At 69.3% G+C, this 18,883-nt stretch carries 15 protein-coding genes; 11 read left to right on the top strand and 4 right to left on the bottom strand.

All coding sequences use genetic code 11. From position 1 onward, the window contains the following. The first annotated feature begins 32 nt into the window (after positions 1 to 32). The 7 genes from purF (at position 33) to purM (ending at position 9,070) form a co-directional block, all read left to right on the top strand. A complete protein-coding gene (gene purF / locus ABZ803_RS17205; protein ID WP_357038587.1) occupies positions 33 to 1,625 on the top strand; it encodes an amidophosphoribosyltransferase in 1,593 nt (530 codons plus the stop codon). Positions 1,626 to 1,689: 64 nt separating this feature from the next. Then, positions 1,690 to 2,076 carry a hypothetical protein gene (locus ABZ803_RS17210; RefSeq protein ID WP_357038590.1) on the top strand — a complete coding sequence of 129 codons (387 nt, stop codon included), beginning with the start codon at positions 1,690 to 1,692 and terminating at the stop codon, positions 2,074 to 2,076. 358 nt (positions 2,077 to 2,434) lie between these two features. Further along, the gene (locus tag ABZ803_RS17215) at positions 2,435 to 4,048 is read left to right on the top strand and encodes an ABC transporter substrate-binding protein (RefSeq protein ID WP_357038593.1); all 1,614 of its coding nucleotides are present in this window, start codon (positions 2,435 to 2,437) and stop codon (positions 4,046 to 4,048) included. 122 nt (positions 4,049 to 4,170) lie between these two features. Then, positions 4,171 to 5,184: an ABC transporter permease gene (locus ABZ803_RS17220; RefSeq protein WP_357038596.1), complete on the top strand. Its 1,014-nt coding sequence runs from the start codon at positions 4,171 to 4,173 to the stop codon at positions 5,182 to 5,184. A gap of 35 nt (positions 5,185 to 5,219) precedes the next feature. Further along, positions 5,220 to 6,182 (top strand): ABC transporter permease, encoded by a 963-nt coding sequence (locus ABZ803_RS17225; RefSeq protein WP_357038992.1) that lies wholly within the window; start codon positions 5,220 to 5,222, stop codon positions 6,180 to 6,182. After that, positions 6,175 to 7,863, top strand: coding sequence for an ABC transporter ATP-binding protein (locus tag ABZ803_RS17230; protein WP_357038599.1), 1,689 nt, complete (start codon positions 6,175 to 6,177; stop codon positions 7,861 to 7,863). The genes ABZ803_RS17225 and ABZ803_RS17230 overlap by 8 nt, the downstream gene beginning before the upstream one ends. A 130-nt stretch (positions 7,864 to 7,993) precedes the next feature. Beyond that, positions 7,994 to 9,070 carry a phosphoribosylformylglycinamidine cyclo-ligase gene (gene purM / locus ABZ803_RS17235; protein ID WP_040864733.1) on the top strand — a complete coding sequence of 359 codons (1,077 nt, stop codon included), beginning with the start codon at positions 7,994 to 7,996 and terminating at the stop codon, positions 9,068 to 9,070. Positions 9,071 to 9,218: 148 nt separating this feature from the next. Here purM and ABZ803_RS17240 read toward each other — a convergent pair whose 3' ends face one another. The 4 genes from ABZ803_RS17240 to ABZ803_RS17255 all read right to left on the bottom strand — a co-directional run bounded on the left by ABZ803_RS17240 (position 9,219) and on the right by ABZ803_RS17255 (position 12,538). Continuing rightward, a complete protein-coding gene (locus tag ABZ803_RS17240; RefSeq protein WP_063053670.1) occupies positions 9,219 to 9,428 on the bottom strand; it encodes a DUF3073 domain-containing protein in 210 nt (69 codons plus the stop codon). Positions 9,429 to 9,603: 175 nt separating this feature from the next. Further along, a complete protein-coding gene (locus ABZ803_RS17245; protein WP_357038603.1) occupies positions 9,604 to 10,557 on the bottom strand; it encodes an asparaginase in 954 nt (317 codons plus the stop codon). After that, positions 10,554 to 11,273, bottom strand: coding sequence for an MOSC domain-containing protein (locus ABZ803_RS17250; protein WP_357038606.1), 720 nt, complete (start codon positions 11,271 to 11,273; stop codon positions 10,554 to 10,556). Before ABZ803_RS17250 ends, ABZ803_RS17245 begins: the two co-directional genes overlap by 4 nt. Positions 11,274 to 11,374: 101 nt before the next feature. After that, positions 11,375 to 12,538: a folate-binding protein gene (locus ABZ803_RS17255; RefSeq protein WP_357038995.1), complete on the bottom strand. Its 1,164-nt coding sequence runs from the start codon at positions 12,536 to 12,538 to the stop codon at positions 11,375 to 11,377. 134 nt (positions 12,539 to 12,672) lie between these two features. On the opposite strand from ABZ803_RS17255, the gene ABZ803_RS17260 reads away from it, so the two are divergent. The 4 genes from ABZ803_RS17260 (at position 12,673) to ABZ803_RS17275 (ending at position 18,691) form a co-directional block, all read left to right on the top strand. Then, positions 12,673 to 13,593: an aminodeoxychorismate lyase gene (locus ABZ803_RS17260; RefSeq protein ID WP_040864737.1), complete on the top strand. Its 921-nt coding sequence runs from the start codon at positions 12,673 to 12,675 to the stop codon at positions 13,591 to 13,593. Positions 13,594 to 13,833: 240 nt separating this feature from the next. Further along, the gene (locus tag ABZ803_RS17265) at positions 13,834 to 15,327 is read left to right on the top strand and encodes a cytochrome ubiquinol oxidase subunit I (protein ID WP_357038611.1); all 1,494 of its coding nucleotides are present in this window, start codon (positions 13,834 to 13,836) and stop codon (positions 15,325 to 15,327) included. A gap of 9 nt (positions 15,328 to 15,336) precedes the next feature. Then, entirely contained in the window at positions 15,337 to 16,368 is a 1,032-nt protein-coding gene (gene cydB, locus ABZ803_RS17270; protein WP_357038614.1) for a cytochrome d ubiquinol oxidase subunit II, read from the top strand. Positions 16,369 to 16,372: 4 nt separating this feature from the next. Beyond that, positions 16,373 to 18,691: an ATP-binding cassette domain-containing protein gene (locus ABZ803_RS17275; RefSeq protein WP_357038617.1), complete on the top strand. Its 2,319-nt coding sequence runs from the start codon at positions 16,373 to 16,375 to the stop codon at positions 18,689 to 18,691. Positions 18,692 to 18,883: the final 192 nt, after the last annotated feature.

Below are 18,883 nucleotides of genomic sequence, written 5' to 3' on the forward strand. Positions count from 1 at the left end.
TGCCCCCAGCCCGCCCGAACAGGGAGCAAACGGTGACCAACGCCGAACTGCCGGTCCAGAGCATTTCCGCCCCCTCCTGTCCCGCCCCGGACGTCGACGAGAACGAGCCGCGCGAGGAGTGCGGAGTCTTCGGAGTCTGGGCGCCGAGCGAAGAAGTGGCGAAGCTCACGTATTACGGGCTTTATGCGCTGCAACACCGCGGACAGGAGGCGTCGGGCATCGCGGTGTCGGACGGCTCGCAGATCCTGGTCTTCAAGGATCTGGGCCTGGTCAGCCAGGTGTTCGACGAGCAGACGCTGGCGGCCATGCCCGGTCACATCGCCGTCGGGCACTGCCGCTACTCCACCACGGGCGGGGTGACCTGGGAGAACGCGCAGCCCATCTTCCGCACCACCGCCGTCGGTTCCGGACTTGCCCTGGGACACAACGGAAATCTGGTCAACACCGCCGAATTGGCCGGTCGCGCACGCGAACTCGGCCTGCTCGGCGCTTCCGTCCGGGGCGGGCGCCCGCAGCCCGCCGCGGCGACGTCCGACTCCGACGTGGTCACCGCGCTGCTCGCGCACGCCTCCGCCGACTCGAGCATCGAGCAGGCCGCGATGGAACTGCTGCCCACCCTGAAGGGCGCGTTCTGCCTGACCTTCATGGACGAGCACACCCTGTACGCCGCGCGCGACCCGCACGGCGTCCGCCCGCTGTGCCTGGGCAGGCTGGAGCGTGGCTGGGTCGTTGCCAGCGAGACGGCCGCGCTGGACATCGTCGGCGCCGCGTTCGTCCGCGAGATCGAACCCGGCGAATTGCTGGCGATCGACGCCGAAGGTGTGCGCTCGATGCGCTTCGCCAACCCCGAACCCAAGGGCTGCGTCTTCGAGTACGTGTACCTGGCCCGGCCGGACAGCACCATCGCGGGCCGGTCGGTGCACGCCACCCGGGTGGAGATCGGTCGGCGCCTCGCGAAGGAACACCCGGTGGACGCCGATCTGGTGATCCCGGTCCCCGAATCCGGCACGCCGGCCGCCGTCGGCTACGCGCAGGGGTCGGGAGTGCCCTACGGCCAGGGTCTGATGAAGAACGCCTACGTCGGGCGCACCTTCATCCAGCCCAGCCAGACCATCCGGCAGCTGGGTATCCGGCTCAAGCTCAATCCGCTGCGCGAGGTGATCCGGGGCAAGCGCCTGATCGTCGTGGACGACTCGATCGTGCGCGGCAACACCCAGCGCGCGCTCATCCGGATGCTGCGCGAGGCGGGCGCGGTGGAGATCCACGTGCGCATCGCTTCGCCGCCGGTGAAATGGCCGTGCTTCTACGGCATCGACTTCGCCTCGCGGGCGGAACTGATCGCCAACGGCGCGGGGACCGAAGGCGACGTCGCGGACATGGTCGAGGGCGTGCGCCGGTCGATCGGCGCCGACACCCTCGGCTACATCTCGCTCGACGGCATGGTCGCCGCGACCGAACAGCCGCGCACGCGGCTGTGCTGCGCGTGCTTCGACGGCACCTATCCGATTCCGCTGCCCACCGAGGCGGCCATCGGCAAGAACGTGCTCGAGGGCATGCTCACCGGCCAGTCCGAGGCCGCGCTGCTGAGCGATAACGCGAATGCGAGCGCGCTGAGCCGTCCGTGAACGCGGGACGTGGCGCGGGATCCGCGTAGCCGAACTCGCTCACCGCGTGCCGCATAATGACCGCATGGATGCGGAGTACGCCGCCGCGCTGGAGCCCGTGCGTCGGGATCTGGCCGCTACCTGTGCTGTTCAGCCCCTCGTGGTCGAGGAAACGCATCAGGGCGTGGACTGGGTGATGTTCTATGAACCGGACGGTAGCGGCGTCGGGATCGGACCGCTGGTCGACGACGACTACGCGGAGCAGGTGGCGTATCTCGCCGACAAGGCGTACGAGTGGGCGGTGGAGGCGTTGTGGACGGCGGGCGAGTCGCCGGTGTGGCCGGTGTGCCCGATGCATCCGGACACTCATTCGCTGGCGGCGGGAGTGAGCGGCGGGGTGGCAGTGTGGTCGTGCCCCAGGACACGTGCGATGGTGGCACCAATTGGGCAGTTGGGAGTCGGCGTGCCGTGACCCCTCACGTCGCTGACGATCACGAACCACCGCTGAGGTTCAGGCTACTCGCGCTGCTGGGCGAGAACGCGAATGCGGTGCGGCGCTGACGTTATTCGCTGTCCCGCGGCGCGATGTGGCGTGCTCGAGACATCACGCCGCGCACCGTCGGGCAATTCTGGACGTCCGACCGGTTTTTCCCGGCGGTTGTAGTCGCGGCGCATAACGCCTGCTGAGAGCGCCGCGGATTTTCTTCGAAAACGTAACGTGCCGAAAATGCTTCGTAGGTACGGTGCCGATCAGATCGGAAGTTCACCCGTGTCCGCACCGGGCCTGCGATCCAGGGCAACGCGTGCGGCGCTCGAGAAGTGGGGCCGTGATGAGGAATTCGAGGTTGGGGCGACGGATCGGGACGCGAACCATCGCGGCCGTCGGCCTGCTGGCATTGGCGGGTTCGATGCTGGCGGGATGCGGTTCCGGGCGAACCGGCGAGGACGATGACGGCGGCGGCCTGGTGGCGGGCACCACCGACAAGATCTTCTCGCTCGATCCCGCGGCCGCCTACGACAACGGGTCGCTGGTCGCCGAGACGCAGATCTATCAGTACCTGCTCAACTTCGCACCCGGTGACGCGACGCCGAAACCGGACGCGGCCCAGAAGTGCGAGTTCACCACGCCCACGGTGTACACCTGCACGTTGAAAGACAGCCTGAAGTTCGCCAACGGCAACCCGCTGACCGCCACCAGCGTGAAGTTCTCCTTCGACCGGATGCTGCGGATCAACGATCCGAACGGCCCCGCGGCACTACTGGGCAACCTGGAGAAGACCGACGTGGTGGACGCGCGCACCGTCGCGTTCACGCTGAAGGTGGCCGACGATCAGACCTTCCCCGCGATCCTGCCCACCCAGGCAGGACCGATCGTCGACGAGAAGGTGTACCCCCCGGACCGGGTGCTGCCGGACGAGGATGTGGTGCGGGGCAAGGGTTACTCCGGCCCGTACACCATCGCCGGTTACGACAAGAACAAACTGGTCGAGTACCGGGCGTTCGCCGACTACAACGGCATCCTCGGCACACCGAGAACCAAGACGGTGTCGACGAAGTACTACGCCACCACCGACAACATGAAACTCGACCTCCAGAACGGTTCGCTCGACGTCGGATATCGGTCGCTGACGCCCACCGACATCGAGTCGCTGCGCGACGACAGCAAGGTCACCGTGCACGAGGGCCCGGGCGGTGAATTGCGCTACCTGGTGTTCAACCTGAACACCATGCCGGGCGGTACGCCCGCGCAGAAACTGGCCGTGCGCAAGGCGGTCGCGTCCACCGTCGACCGGGCGGCGCTGGCCGACGGCGTCTACAAGAAGACGTACCTGCCCGCGTATTCGTCCGTGCCGCAGGGCGTGCCGGGCGCGGCGAAGCCGTTCGAGGACATCTACGGCGCCCGGCCGAACAAGGATCAGGCGGCGCGATTCCTTGCCGACGCCGGGGTGGCGACCCCGGTGCAGCTGAATCTCCAATACAACCCGGACCACTACGGCTCCAGCAGCTCCGAGGAGTACGCGGCGATCAAGTCGCAGCTGGAGGCCACCGGTTTGTTCTCGGTCAACCTGCAATCCACCGAATGGGTGACCTACCAGCGCGAACGGGCCCGCGACGGCTACCCGCTCTACCAGTTCGGCTGGTTCCCGGACTTCCCGGACCCGGACAACTACCTCTCTCCGTTCTTCGGCCCGAACAACTTCCTGCAATCGCACTTCGAGGACCCGGGCATCTCCGCGCAGCTGATCGCGCAGGCCACCCAGCCCGACAAGGACAAGCGGCTCGCTCAGATCCAGCAGGTGCAGCGCGACCTCGCGCAGAACTTCCTGCCGATCGTCCCGCTGCTGTCCGGCAAGCAGATCGCGGTCTCGGCCGCGGGCGTGCAAGGCGTGGAGCAGACGCTCGACGCGTCGTTCAAGTTCCGCTATACGGTGCTGAGCAAGTGAGTTCCGGCGAGACGGCCGGGCCGGACGCGACGATATCGGCGGACAGCGCGCCGGCATCGGTCCGGGCCCGGCCCTGGGGCCCGCGGCGAACAGGCAGGGGCGGCGACGATTCCCGGCACCGCATGTTGTCGCGCTACCTCGGCGTCCGCCTGCTGCTGATCCCGGTGACCGCGTGGATCCTGGTCACGGTCGTGTTCTTCCTGATGCGCGTGGTCGGCGATCCGATCAGCGCGGCCATGGGCGGGCGCATGACCCAGGAGCAGATAGCGGCGCGCAAGGAGGCAGCCGGGCTCAACCGGCCGATCCTGGCCCAGTACCGGGACTACCTGTCCGGGCTGCTGCACGGGGATCTCGGCCGCTCCCAAGACAATCGGGAGATCAGCGAGGTGGTGCTCACCTACGGCGCGGCCTCGCTGGAGCTGGTGTGCTGGGCGCTGATCGTCGCGTTCGCGATCGGCGTCCCGCTGGGCAGATACGCCGCCACCCATCGGGATTCGGCTGCCGACACCGCGCTGCGCCTGCTGGCCATCCTGTTCTACGCCGCGCCGGTCTTCTTCGTCGGCCTGCTGCTCAAGCTGGTGTTCGCGGTGCGGCTGGGCTGGCTGCCGGTGGCGGGACGGGCGAGCACCAACGTGGAACTGCGGTTGCAGCACGTCTCGCCGAAGACCAACATCATGCTGATCGACGCGATCCTCTACGGCGACTCCGGCTACCTGCTCGACGTGCTGAGACACGCTGTGCTGCCCGCCGTCGCGCTGGGCCTGCTCACCGCGGGGATCTTCCTGCGGCTGGTGCGGATCAACCTGATCCAGACCCTGCGCGCCGACTACGTGGACGCCGCACGGGCGCGCGGTCTGTCCCGCCGCGTGGTGACCGGCCGGCATGCCTTCCGCAACGCGATGATCCCGATCGTCACGGTGCTGGGCATGCAGATCGCCATGATGCTCGGCGCGTCGGTGCTCACCGAGACCACGTTCGAGTGGAAGGGCCTCGGCTACCAGTTCGCGCAGTACCTGTCGGCGCGCGACTTCATCGCCGTGCAGGGCATCGTCGCGTTCATCGCGCTGCTCGTGGCGGTGCTGAGCTTCGTGGTGGACGTCCTGGTCGCGCTGATCGATCCGAGGGTGAGGTTCTGATGACCGCTCCGGAACTATTGAACGAACCTCCGGTCATGCCGTCCGCGCCGCGAAGGGGCGTACCCGGCCTGCGGTTGTTCGCGATGACCGCGGGGTTGCAGCGCGCGACACTGATCCTCGGGCTCACGCTGGTCGGCGTCTTCGTGGTGGCCGCCGTTCTCGCTCCGCTGATCGCGCCGTACGGGTTCGCCCAGAGCGCCGCCGACGGTGTCGAGTTCGCCCGCCAGCAGGCGCCGTCGGCCGAACACTGGTTCGGCACCTCGGTGCGCGGCGAGGACGTGTTCTCCCGGGTGATCTACGGTGCGCGCACCGCACTGTGGGTGATCGCGATCTCGCTGGTGCTCTCGCTGCTGATCGGGGTACCGCTGGGGCTGCTGTCCGGCTATACCGGGCGGTGGCCGGACCGGCTGCTGGTGCTGTTCATGGACGCGATGTACGCGTTTCCGACGCTGCTGCTGGCGATCGTGGTGTCCATCGTGGTCGCGGGCGGCCGCTCGACCAGCCTGGGCGGTGTGCTGTCCGCGGCGGTGGCCATCACGGCGGTCTTCGTGCCGCAGTACTTCCGCGTGGTGCGCAACGCGACCGTGGCCGTGAAGCAGGAGCCCTACGTCGACGCGGCCCGGGTGACCGGTGCGTCGACCACGCGAATCCTGTTCCGGCACATCCTCGCCAACGTCACCCAATCGCTGCCGGTGATCGTCACGCTCAACGGATCGGAGGCCATCCTCACCCTGGCCGGACTCGGCTTCCTCGGTTTCGGCATCGAACCGACCCAGGCCGCGGAGTGGGGCTTCGACCTGAACAAAGCGCTGTCGGACGTCTCCAACGGCATCTGGTGGACCGGCGTCTTCCCCGGCGTCGCCATCGTGCTCGTCGTGCTCGGCATGACCTTGGTGGGCGAGAGCCTCAACGAAGTGCTCAACCCCATCCTGCGCACTCGTCGCGCGGCGGCGGTGGCGAGCGCGCCCGGCGCAGGAAAGGACGTGACCGATGCCTGATTCTTCCGCTGCCGACCGGGGCCGCCCCGCCCTGTCCGTCGAATCGCTGTCGGTCACCTTCGCCACCGACGCGGGACCCGTGCACGCGGTCAACGACGTCTCCTACCAGGTCTATCCGGGCGAAGTGCTGGCCGTCGTCGGGGAATCCGGTTCGGGCAAGTCGGTGAGCTCGCGCACCGCGATGGGGTTGCTGCCCGCGACCGCCACCGTGGCCGGCCTGGTCAGCCTGGGCACCGAGCAGGTCACCGCGATGAGCGAGAAGCAGCTCACCGCATTGCGCGGCGGCGCGATCTCGATGGTGTTCCAGGAACCCGGACTGGCGCTGGACCCCCTGTTCACCGTCGGTTTCCAGATCGGCGAGGCGCTGCGGGCGCACACCGAGACGACCAAGAAAGCCGCGAGAGCACGGGCGGTGGAACTGCTGCGCCTGGTGGGGCTGCCCGACCCGGAGCACCGGGTGGACTACTACCCGCACCAGCTCTCCGGCGGACAGAAACAACGGGTGATGATCGCCATCGCCATCGCCTGCGAACCGAAGGTGATCATCGCCGACGAGCCGACCACGGCGCTGGACGTCACGGTGCAGGCCGAGATCCTCGCCCTGCTGCGGGACCTGCGCGACCGGATCGGCAGCGCGATCGTGCTGATCACCCACAACATGGGCGTGGTCGCCGACATCGCCGACCGCGTTGTGGTGATGCGCGACGGCGCGGTGGTCGAGCAGGCGCCGGTGGACGAGCTGTTCGCCCGGCCCACGGCCGAGTACACCCGCGCCCTGCTGGCCGCGGTGCCGCACCTGGGCGCCGAACAGATCGAACACGGGCCGTCCGACCGCACCGGAACCGCGACCGATCCGGTGCTCGAGATCCGCGACTTGGTGGTCGAATTCCCCGGCTCGTTCGGCAGGCCGCGGTTCCGCGCCGTAGACGGGGTGAGCCTGCGCATCGCGCCCGGCGAGACGCTGGGCCTGGTCGGTGAATCCGGATCGGGCAAGTCGACCATCGGCCGTTGCGTGGCGGCGCTGCAACGGCCGACCTCCGGGACGGTGCGGGTGCGCGGGCAGGACATCGCGGGGCTGTCGCAGCGCAAGCTGCGGCCGATCCGGCGGCGCTTCGGATTCGTCTTCCAAGACCCGGCCAGTTCGCTGAACCCCCGGCTCACCGTGGGGGAGTGTGTCGCGGAGCCGTTGCTGGTGCACAAGGCCGGAAGCTCCGCGCAGATCCGAGCCAGGGTGCGCGGACTGCTCGACGACGTGCGTCTGCCCGCGGGTGTCGAAGGTCGCTACCCGCACGAGTTGTCCGGCGGGCAGCGTCAGCGCGCGAGCCTGGCCCGGGCCCTGGTGCTCGACCCGGATCTGCTGGTCGCCGACGAGCCGACCAGCGCGCTGGACGTCTCGGTGCAGGCCGCGGTGCTGGAGCTGTTCGGCCTGCTACAGCGCGAATGCGGCTGGGCGTGCCTGTTCATCAGCCATGACCTGGCGGTGGTCGATCAGCTCGCCGACCGGATCGTGGTGTTGCGCGACGGTGCCGTGGTCGAGGAGGGTGATCGCGATCGCATCCTGCGCGCGCCACGGGAGGAGTACACCCGGCGCTTGGTCGCCGCGGTGCCGGTGCCCGACCCGGTGCGGCAACGCCGCCGCCGGGAGCGGGCCGGGCGGCTCGACGGGAACGAGACGGACTGATCGTCCGCTTTACGGTTGGTTCTGCCCTATTGTCAAGAGGGCGAGCCAACACCGGTGCGGGGTCGTTATCCGGCTCCGGTAGCGTGAGCAGGCATCTATCCGCCGATTCGGTTTGGAGCTTTCCCCGAAGATGACTGAACAGACCCCCAGTGGTGGTGCCTCATACGCCGCGGCAGGCGTGGACATCGAGGCAGGTGACCGCGCAGTCGAGTTGTTCGGGCCATTGGCGAAGAAGGCGACCCGGCCCGAGGTCCAAGGCGGCCTCGGTGGTTTCGCCGGGCTGTTCGCGTTGAAGGGCGGCTACCGGGAACCGCTGCTGGCGGCCTCCACCGACGGCGTCGGCACCAAGATCGCGGTCGCCCAGGCGATGGACAAGCACGACACCGTCGGCCTCGACCTGGTCGCCATGGTGGTGGACGATCTCGTGGTCTGCGGCGCGGAGCCGCTGTTCCTGCAGGACTACATCGCCATCGGCAAGGTCGTGCCGGAGAAGGTCGCCGAACTGGTCTCCGGTATCGCGGAGGGTTGTGTGCGCGCCGGTTGCGCGCTGCTGGGTGGCGAGACCGCCGAGCATCCCGGGCTGATGGACCCGGACGACTACGATCTGTCCGCCACCGGCATCGGCGTGGTCGAGGCCGACGCGGTGCTCGGTCCCGACCGGGTCCGTCCCGGCGACGTGGTGATCGCCATGGGGTCCTCCGGGCTGCACTCCAACGGCTACAGCCTGGCCCGCAAGGTGCTGCTCGACATCGACCGCATGTCGCTCACCGGCCATGTCGAGGAATTCGGCCGCACCTTGGGCGAGGAACTACTCGAGCCGACCCGGATCTACGCCAAGGACTGCCTGGCGCTGATCGCCGAGACCGATGTGCGCACCTTCGCCCACGTCACCGGCGGCGGCCTGACGGCGAACCTGGCCCGGGTGCTGCCCGCGGGCATGGTGGCCGAGCTGGATCGCGGCACGTGGAACCCGGCGCCGGTGTTCAAGATGATCGCCCAGCGCGGCCGGGTGGAGCGGGCCGAGATGGAGAAGACGTTCAACATGGGCGTCGGCATGGTCGCCGTCGTCGCCCCGGAGGATGTGGACCGGGCGCTGGCGGTGCTGACCGCGCGGCACATCGAGTGCTGGACGCTGGGCACGGTCAAGAAGGCCAAGGACGCCGACGCCGTGCGCGCCGTCCTGGTGGGGGAGCATCCGCGGTTCTGACCGCGGCGAAGACACGTCAGAGTCCCGCATCCTCGTGCGATGCGGGACTCTGTTGTGTTGCAAGCCTTTTCGGCGCCTGTGACGTCAACCCGCGACAACGCTCGAAGGGGGAGGCCCGTCGGCCTCCCCCTTCAGACGTAAATCCGAGTCAGCGGCGCCAGTCGTCGTAGTCGTCCTCGTCCCAGCGGGACAAAGAGTCGTCCGCGTCGTGCTCATCGGACAGCACACCACCACTCCGCTGGGAGTTGGGGCTTCCCGAAAGCTCGCGCTGAAGGCTCGCGAAGTCGGTCGGCGTCGAGCTGTACTTCAGCTCGCGCGCGACCTTGGTCTGCTTTGCCTTAGCCCGGCCACGGCCCATGGCTGACCCCCTCGCGTCACAGCGGGGCGGCCTGGGGTTTGGTGGCGGCCCCGTTCGAATTAATACTCTTCCTGACAGACACTTTAGCGTGTGTCCGGCGGTCTCGCTTCCAGGAGTGGGTGAAGAACTCCGGAACCGGTGCCGTTTGCCCGCTTGTCGCCCCGCCGTGGAATACCTAGACCACGCCGGGTATCGCGCGAATCACACCGACTCGGGCGCCCCCGCCGAGCACGGCGGGGGCCGCGAGCTCCGCGTGCGCATCGGTCCACTCGATCCCCATCCGATGCAGAATCGCCAGCGTCAGCGGCATTCGCGCCCGATCGTGACCGTCTTCGATCTTGTACGCGAACGCCGATCCGTCCGGCAACGCGCCTGCATGCACCCCGTCCGCGCCGATCTTGCACACCAGTCCCGGGGTGGCCCGCATGGCCAGCAGATCGGCCCCGTTCGTGCCGGAAATCACTCGCGGATGCGCGCGCACCGCGTCGGCGACCCGGCGTTCCGGGGACCCGGGATCGGCCGTCGCCATGGTCGCGAACACCCGCGCGAGGTTGACCAGCGAGACCGGGATGATCGGCAGTCCGCAGCCGTCGATGCCCAGATCGGCTTCCGGCTCGCCGGTCAGGTCGGCCACCGTCGCGATCACCGCGCGCTGGAGCGGATGCGTCCGGTCCTGGTAGCCCTCGGTGGGCCAGCCGTTGATCGCGCAGGTCGCGAGCATCGCCGCGTGCTTGCCGGAGCAGTTCATGTAGATCGGATGGGGCTGTTGCCCACCGGCGAGCGCCGCGGCGCGGGCGCGTTCGTCGTACGGCAGATCGGGCGGGCAAGCCAGGGCCGAATCGGGCAGTCCGAAGCGGTCCAGCAGCCTGCGCACCAGCGCGACATGGTCCGGTTCGCCGAAGTGCGAGGCGGTGGCGATGGCCAGTTCGGCGTCGTCGAGCGGCTGGAACCCATTGCGCAGGAGGGTGATCGCCTGCATCGGCTTGTTCGTCGAACGCGGGAAGATCGGCAGATGCACCTCGCCGAGTTCGAGGGTGGGCTCGCCCGCCGCGTCCAGCACCACCACCGAGCCGCGGTGCACGCATTCGCGGAAGCCCGAGCGGACGACTTCGACCAGTTCCACACTCACAGTTGCGCTCCCGTGCCGATGTCGTCGGTGTGGCCGGCCGCCGCGTGCCGGTGCGCCGCGGCCCGTGCGGCGTTGGTATGCCTGCGCGCGTGCCGTTCGACCTGCATGCGCACGTCATCGGAGATGGTCGGCTCGTCGGCGAGCAGGATCGTCAGCAGGTCGAGATCGGCGCCGGTGAACAGGTCACGGACGGTGATGCCGTGCTCGGGGACGTGCACCACGGAGATCCGGTCCCCCGCCGCGATCGTTCCCTCTTCGAGCACCCGCAGGTAGGCGCCGGTGTCGCTGCGCAGGGCGAACCGTTTGACCCACTGCTGCTCGCCGCTCCAGTGCTGGAACGTCGCGCACGGCACGCGCGGAGCGCTGACCTCCAGCAGAGTGTCGCCGACCGACCAGCGCGCGCCGATCACCGAGTCGCTGACCGGAAGTCCACCCACCCGGAGGTTTTCGCCGAACCACCCCGCGGGCAGGGTGCGGCCGAGTTCCGTGCCCCAGCGACGGGCGTCCTCGTCGGCGTAGGCGTAGACAGCCTGATGCACGCCACCGTGATGCTTGGTGTCGCAGACGTGGTCGCCGTCCAAGCCGAGCGCGCGCACCGCGACCCGGCCCGCCACCGGTCGCTTGTCGATAGCGGTGCGACCCACCCGGGTCGGCACCTCCAGGTCGGCGTGCACGACACAGGCGGCGAGCACCTCGCCGGTATCACCGACGCGCATGGGCAGCGCTCCTCTCGTCGCGGATGGGGAGGCTCGGCGCTGAGCAGGGGTGTGCGTGCCGGCTGGAAAAGTCCCACGCCGAACGGTGTTTCGTCAACGGATCAACGCCCGCGCAGCCGGTCGACCGCGAGCCTGCCCGCCTGCGGCTCGTCGTCGGAGGGCATCGAATCGGGATCGATGGACGCGGCCACCGGACCGGCGGCCAGCGCGGTATCGGCCGGAACGGCGCGCTTGACCAGGGCGAGGGCGATCGGGCCGAGCTCGTAGTGGTCGACGACCGTGCCGAGCCTGCCGACCGTGCGGCCACCCGCGGTGACGTCGTCGCCGACAACCGGGCGCTCGTCCGCCGAGCCGTCCAGGTGCAACAGCAGCAGGTGCCGCGGCGGCTTGCCGAGGTTGTGCACCCTGGCCACGGTCTCCTGGCCGCGATAGCAGCCCTTGTCCAGGTGAACCGCTCCGTGCTCGGGGACGCCGCCGATCCAGCGGGCCTCGTGCGGGATGGTGCGCTCGTCGGTGTCCAGGCCGATGCGCGGGCGAACGGCCGCGACGCGCAGCGCCTCGAAGGCCCACATCCCGGCGGGGGTGGCGCCGGCCGCGGTGAGCCGGGTCCAGAGGTCGGTCAGCCGGTCGCGAGGGATGATCAGGTCGAAGGAGTCCGCCGTCGGCCACGGCATCCGGCGCAGGAAGCCGCCGCCGGGCAGCGGCGCCGCCTCGTACATGCCGGGCAGAGCCGGGACGCCGAGCGCTTCGGTCAGACCGGCGACTCCCGGTCCGAGCAGGCTCAGCACCGCGTGATCAGCGGCTTCGACCGGCTTGGCGTCGGCCCAGAAGACCATCTTCTGCAGGAACGCGAGCAGGTCGGGACCGCGCTCGGCTTCGGTATCGATCCAGACGGTGCCGTCCAGCTCGGTGAGCACGAAGTGATGCTGCACCCGGCCGTTCAGATCCAGGTCGAGGTTCTCGGCGGACTGCCCGTCGCCGAGGGCGGCGACATGCTGACTGGTGATGGTGTGCAACCAGGTCAGCCGCTCCGCACCGGTGATGCGCAGGACGAATCGGTGCGAGCGGTCGACGATCGCGGCGCGGTCCACCGCGGCGCGCTGTTCGCCGAACGGATCGCCGTAGTGCCAGGCGACGGCGGCGTCGGGCGAACCCGCCGCTCCCGCGACGGCTCCCGACACATTGAGCAGGGGGCTGGGCGCAACGACCACGGACACCTTCTCCACTTTAGGCGGGTCCGCCCGGCGGTGCGCGAACCGGGCCATGGCGCCGCGGTCCGGCATAGCCGATCGGCATTGTCCGAGCATTACGGCGGGCGCTGTGGTGCGGCTGCACAAAAGGTCTGGCAAAAGCGGCCGTGACATAGGCATTGGCCGCTCACACCGCCTACGCTCGTCGCATGGTGGATCGAGTTCTGGTAACTCTCGATGGTGCGGTCCGAGATGTGGATGCGCCGTTGTTGTTCGCGGACGATATCGGCGTATTGCGTGGCGACGGTGTGTTCGAAACGGTGCTCGTGCGCGCGGGTGTCGCGTGCGCGATCGAATTTCATCTAGGCAGACTGCGCCGCTCCGCGCAGGCGCTCGATCTGCCCGAGCCCGAACTGGGCAAATGGCGCGAGGCGGTGGAGATCGCCGCCAAGGAATGGGGCAGCGAACGCGAAGGCGTGCTGCGGCTGGTGTTGACCCGAGGCCGCGATTCCGAGCTGGCGGGCACGCCCGACAAGGTCAAGACCGGCGATCTCGCCGCCGCCGTGCCGGTGCCGACGGCTTTCGTGCTCGTCGTGCCGGTGCCCGAGCGCGTGGAGAAGGCCCGCACCGAAGGGGTCGCCGTGGTGAGCCTCTCGCGCGGCATCTCGGTCGACCTCGCACAGGCGGCGCCCTGGCAGTTGCTCGGGGCCAAGACGCTGTCCTACGCCACCAACATGGCCGCCCTGCGGTTCGCCGCGCGGATGGGCGCGGACGACGTGATCTTCACCAGCACCGAGAATCGAGTGCTGGAGGGGCCGCGGTCCACCGTGGTGATCGCGCGCGACAAGCAGTTGATCACCCCGCCCGCGAAGAACGGCGTGCTGCCCGGCGTCACCCAGCGCGCGCTGTTCGCCGAAGCCGAGAAGGCAGGCTGGCGCTGCCGCTACGACTCGCTGTTCACCGCCGACCTGCTCACCTGCGACAGCGTCTGGATGCTGTCGAGCATCTCGCTTGCGGCGCGGGTCAATTCGCTGGACGGGCTGCGGATGTCGGCGCCGGACAACGCCCAGGAGATCATCGATCTGGTCGATCGTGGCATCGAGCGCGCGGGAGCCATCGGCGACTGGTGACGGGGTGTTCCGCCCGCGAGATCGGTTGTCGCGTCGGCCGCGCGCGGAGGGCGGCGCTGTCGTGGCGAGGCGCCGCTCCGTGATCTCCGTCCTACTCGGGCGGGCACGGGGTGGCGATGAGCACGGAAAACAGGCGAAATGGGCGGCAATCGCGCTGGTGGCGTGGCCTAGGACGCATTGTTCCCCGTCGTCTCCGACGTAGTCTTACTACGACACGTCGTAGATACGCAGGAGGCCGGCTTGAACGCCCTGGACATCTCCCGATGGCAGTTCGGCATCACCACGGTCTATCACTTCCTTCTGGTGCCGTTGACCATCGGTCTCGCGCCGCTGGTGGCAGCCATGCAGACCGCCTGGGTCGTCACCGGCAAGCAGCACTGGCTGCGACTGACCAAGTTCTTCGGCAAGCTGTTCCTGATCAACTTCGCGCTCGGCGTCGCGACCGGCATCGTGCAGGAGTTCCAGTTCGGCATGAACTGGAGCGAGTACTCCCGGTTCGTCGGTGACGTATTCGGCGCCCCACTCGCGCTGGAAGGCCTGATCGCCTTCTTCATGGAGTCGACCTTCCTCGGGCTGTGGATCTTCGGCTGGACCCGGTTGCCCAAACTGCTGCACCTGGGCGCGATCTGGATGGTCGCGATCGGCGTGAACGCCTCGGCGTACTTCATCGTCGCGGCCAACTCGTTCATGCAGCATCCGATCGGCGCCCGCTACAACCCGGAAACCGGTCGCGCGGAGCTACAGAGCATCGTGGAGGTGCTCACCAACAACACCTTGCTGGCCGCTTTCCCGCATGTGGTCGCCGGATCCTTCTTGACGGCGGGCACTTTCGTCGCGGGCATCGCGGGATGGTGGATGGTGCGCAACGCCCGCGGCGGCGACGAGGCGAAACTCGCCGAGGCGCGGGCGATGTGGCGGCCCGCGGCGCGGGCGGGCATCGCCGTGCTGATCGTGTCGCTGGCTGCGCTGATCTACACCGGTGACGTGCAAGGCAAGCTGATGTTCGAACAGCAGCCGATGAAGATGGCCTCGGCGGAATCGCTGTGCCACACCGCGCTCGACCCGGACTTCTCCGTGCTCACCGTCGGCACGCACAACAACTGCGACAGCGTCACGCACGTGCTCGAAGTGCCGTACGTGCTGCCCTGGCTGGCGGAGGGCGAGTTCACCGGCGTGACCTTGGACGGCGTCGTCGACCTGCAGAAGGCCTACAACGAGAAGTTCGGCGTCGGCGACTACCGCCCGAACCTGTTCGTCACCTACTGGTCGTTCCGCGCCATGATCGGTCTGTCGGCGGGTTCGGCGCTGCTCGCGCTGGCCGGGCTGTGGCTCACTCGCCGCGGCCGGGTGCCCGACCAGCGCTGGTTCTCCTGGCTGAGCCTGCTGGTCATCCCGACGCCGTTCCTGGCCAACAGCGCCGGATGGGTGTTCACCGAGATGGGCCGCCAGCCCTGGGTGGTCGTGCCCAACCCCACCGGCGACCCGAACCTGCGCCTCACCGTGCAGCAGGGCGTCTCGGACCACTCGCCCGGCGTCGTGCTGTTCTCGCTGATCACCTTCACGCTGCTGTACGGCGCGCTCGCGATCGTGTGGTTCTACCTGATGCGCCGGTACGTGATCCACGGACCCGATCCGGCCGCACCCGCCGCGTCCGAGCCGCACGGCACGGACTCGGCCTCGGGCGGCCGCACGGCCGAAGAACCTGCCGTCGAACACCTTTCGTTCGCCTACTAGGAGCCGGCGATGAGTCTGCAAGAGTTCTGGTTCGTCCTGATCGGCCTGCTGTTCACCGGCTACTTCGTGCTGGAGGGCTTCGACTTCGGCGTCGGCATGCTCATGCCGATCCTCGGCAAGGGGTCCGACCGGCGCAGGCGCGCGGTGCTCAACACCATCGGGCCGGTGTGGGACGCCAACGAGGTCTGGCTGATCACCGCGGGCGCCGCGATGTTCGCCGCGTTCCCCGAGTGGTACGCCAGCCTGTTCTCCGGCTTCTACCTGGCCTTGCTGCTGGTGCTCGTCGCGCTGATCCTGCGGATCTGCGCCATCGAGTACCGCGGCAAGATCGACGACCCGCGCTGGCGGGCCCGCTGCGACATCGGCATCGGCATCGGTTCCTGGGTTCCGGCGCTGGCCTGGGGCTGGGTGTTCGCCAATGTCGTGCACGGTGTTCCGCTGAACGAGAAGAAGCAGTTCGCGGGCTCGGTGGCCGACTTGTTCGGGCCCTACGCCCTACTCGGCGGATTGGCGACCGGGCTGCTGTTCGCGCTGCACGGAGCGATGTTCCTGGTGCTCAAGACGGCCGGCGAAGTCCGCGACGACGCCCGGCGCACCGCCCGGCTGCTGCTGGCTCCGACGGTGGTCGTGGTCGGCGGATTCGGATTGTGGACCCAGCTGTCCTACGGGGCCGGCTGGACGTGGATCCCGCTGGCACTGGCGGTACTCGGCTTGGTCGTCGCGGCGGCCGCCGACTTCGCCCAGCGTGACGGGTGGGCGTTCACCGGCACCACGGTGACCGTCGCGGCGGCGACCGCGCTGCTGTTCGGTTCACTGTTCCCGAATGTGCTGCCGTCCACGCTCGACGCCGCATTCGACCTGACGATCCACAACGCGTCCTCGACGCCGTACACGCTGAAGGTGATGAGCTGGGCGGCGGCGCTGGCCACCCCGGTCGTGCTGGTGTACCAGGGCTGGACCTACTGGGTGTTCCGCAAGCGGATCACCGTCGAGCAGATCCCGCCCCCGGTCGGCCTGCCCATGCGGCGCGTACAGGACTGACGCCATGGCCCGCCCGCCGATCGACCCGCGCCTGTGGCGGTACGCCCGCTCGGCGCGCGGCTACCTGGCGCTCAGCGTCGCGCTGTCACTGATCGTCACCGCGACGATCGTGGTGGCGGCGCTGCTGATCGGGCGGGTGCTGGCCGGGGTGGTCACCGATCCGGGCGCGCGCACGCTCGGCGCGTGGACGGTCGAACTGGTCGTGCTCGCGCTCGTGATCGCGGGCCGGGTACTCGCCACGTGGTCGCAGTCCCGGCTGGCGCACCGAGCGGGCGCGAGCGTGGTGGCGGAGCTGGAGGGCGCGGTGCTCGCGGCGGGCGCACGGCTGTCGCCTCGCGAACTCGACACGCGCCGAACGGAGTTGGCCGTGGTCGTCGGCACGGGCCTGTCCGGGCTGCGCGGCTATCTCGTCGGCTACGTACCCGCTCTGCTGCTGGCGGTGCTGGTACCGCCGATCGTGCTCGCGGTCATCGCGGCCCACGATCCGACCTCCGGGGTGATCGCGGTGGTCACCTTGCCGCTCATCCCGATCTTCATGATCCTCATCGGGCTGCTGACCCAGGGAAGAGCCGAAGCCACCCTCGCGGCCACCACCCGGTTGTCGGACCAATTGCTCGACCTGTTCGCGGGCATGCCGACGTTGCGCGCGCTCGGCCGCGAGACGGGCCACCCGGCATCCGGACCGGACGCCGCCGCACACACCATGCAGCACCGCGTCCGCGATCTCGGTGACGCGCTGCGGCAACGCACCATGCGGGCGCTGCGCATGGCTTTCCTGTCCTCGATGGTGCTGGAAATGCTCGCGACCCTCAGCGTGGCCCTGATCGCGGTATCCATCGGGCTGCGGCTGGTATTCGGCGAGATGAGTCTCTACGCGGGCTTGGTGGTGCTGGTGCTGGCTCCCGAGGTGTACCTGCCACTGCGCATGGTGGGCGAACGTTTCCACGCCGCCCAGGACGGCATGGCAGCCGCGGACAAAGCGTTCGCGATTCTCGAGTCCACGCCTACCGCACACGTCGACGGCGGGCACGTCACGGCCCCGGCCCTCGACAGTAATCCGCTCGCGTCGCAGCCTGGTCATGGTGTGGTGGGTGCGGCGGCCCAGGACCCTGGCGACGAGCCGACCGTGTCGGCGCCCGGCCGTGGCGTGCAGAGGTTTTCGGCGACCGACCCTGGCGACGATCCGGCCGGACGGCTGTCTGGCGACGGTGAGGTGGGTGTGGCAGCCCAGGACCCTGGCGACGAGCCGATCGCGTCGGCGCCCCGCCGTGGGGTGCAGAGGTTTTCGGCGACCGACCCTGGCGACGAGCCGACCGGACGGCTGCCTGGCCACGGTGTGGTGCGTGCGGCAGCCCAGGTCCGTGACGGCGAGCCGATCGCGTCGGCGCCCGGTCATGGTGTGGAGGGTGCGTCGGCGACCGACTCCGGCGACGAGCCGATCGAGTGGGCGCTTGGCCACGACGTGCAAGGCGCGGCGGCCCAGGACCCTGGCGACGCGCCGACCGCATGGGTGCCCCGCCGTGGCGGAGTGGGCGCGGTGACAGAACCGGCGGGCGGTGATGCGAGCGACGACCGCCGCACCGTGCGGAAGCCGGCCATGGCGACGGTTCGTCGCGACAGCTCCGCAGGCCCCGGCACGGTCGAACTCCGCGATCTCTCGGTGCGGGCGCGTGACGGGTACGCCCCCGCGGATCTGTCGGCGGTCTTGCGGCCCGGCTCCCTCACTGTGCTCGCCGGTCCCAACGGCAGCGGCAAATCGACCGCGGTGCAGGCGATCCTGGGCTTGATCGCGCCTGACCGAGGCGCAGTGACCGTCGACGGTGTCGACATCCGTGAACTGGACCCGGACGGATGGTGGGCGCGCGTGGCGTGGCTGCCGCAGCGGCCGGTGCTGGTACCCGGCACGCTGCGGGACAATCTCGAACTGCTCGGCGCGCGAACGGCGGACCGCGCCGACCGTGGCCCGGCGCGCGTCATCGATGATCTCGAAGCCGCCTGCCTGGCCACCGGTTTCGACGCCGTGCTGGCTGATCTGCCGGACGGCTGGCACACCGTGGTCGGCCCCGGCGGCATCGGCCTGTCACTCGGCCAGCGCCAACGCCTCGCGCTGACCAGGGTGCTGGCCACCGATCGCCCGATCCTGCTGCTGGACGAGCCGACCGCGCACCTCGACGCCGCCGCCGAAGCCACCGTGCTGGCCGCCCTCCAGCTCCGGGCCCGCGCGGGCGCGACGGTCGTCGTCATCGGCCACCGGCCGACCGTGCTGGCCGCCGCCGATCACGTCGTCCAGGTACGCACCGACCGAGCGGAGATCCTGCGGTGAACGCGCGAAGCATCATCGACTCGTACGGAACCCGTCCGCCGGTCACCTATCCAGGCGTGGTCCTGCGTGACGATCGGGCCGATGCCGATCGCGCCCGGTCACCTCATAGAGCGGGTGTCGGCAGAAAAGCTCGTTCAAAGCCGACCGGAGCTCAGCAGTCGCTGATCGCCGCCGAGGATCGCCCGATGATCG

This window comes from Nocardia sp. NPDC047648 (assembly GCF_040642815.1).
Taxonomy (GTDB): Bacteria; Actinomycetota; Actinomycetes; order Mycobacteriales; family Mycobacteriaceae; genus Nocardia; species Nocardia gamkensis.

Bases quoted from the DNA above. Each gene is read 5' to 3' on its own strand.
- ABZ803_RS17250 (WP_357038606.1), bottom strand. From the start codon at position 11,273: ATGCGCGTCGGTGATACCGGCGAGGTGCTCGCCGCCTGTGTCGTGCAC.
- ABZ803_RS17260 (WP_040864737.1), top strand. From the start codon at position 12,673: ATGGTGGATCGAGTTCTGGTAACTCTCGATGGTGCGGTCCGAGATGTG.
- cydB (WP_357038614.1), top strand. From the start codon at position 15,337: ATGAGTCTGCAAGAGTTCTGGTTCGTCCTGATCGGCCTGCTGTTCACC.
- ABZ803_RS17275 (WP_357038617.1), top strand. From the start codon at position 16,373: ATGGCCCGCCCGCCGATCGACCCGCGCCTGTGGCGGTACGCCCGCTCG.
- ABZ803_RS17220 (WP_357038596.1), top strand. From the start codon at position 4,171: ATGTTGTCGCGCTACCTCGGCGTCCGCCTGCTGCTGATCCCGGTGACC.
- ABZ803_RS17230 (WP_357038599.1), top strand. From the start codon at position 6,175: ATGCCTGATTCTTCCGCTGCCGACCGGGGCCGCCCCGCCCTGTCCGTC.
- ABZ803_RS17215 (WP_357038593.1), top strand. From the start codon at position 2,435: ATGAGGAATTCGAGGTTGGGGCGACGGATCGGGACGCGAACCATCGCG.
- ABZ803_RS17255 (WP_357038995.1), bottom strand. From the start codon at position 12,538: ATGGCCCGGTTCGCGCACCGCCGGGCGGACCCGCCTAAAGTGGAGAAG.
- purM (WP_040864733.1), top strand. From the start codon at position 7,994: ATGACTGAACAGACCCCCAGTGGTGGTGCCTCATACGCCGCGGCAGGC.
- ABZ803_RS17210 (WP_357038590.1), top strand. From the start codon at position 1,690: ATGGATGCGGAGTACGCCGCCGCGCTGGAGCCCGTGCGTCGGGATCTG.
- ABZ803_RS17240 (WP_063053670.1), bottom strand. From the start codon at position 9,428: ATGGGCCGTGGCCGGGCTAAGGCAAAGCAGACCAAGGTCGCGCGCGAG.
- ABZ803_RS17225 (WP_357038992.1), top strand. From the start codon at position 5,220: ATGCCGTCCGCGCCGCGAAGGGGCGTACCCGGCCTGCGGTTGTTCGCG.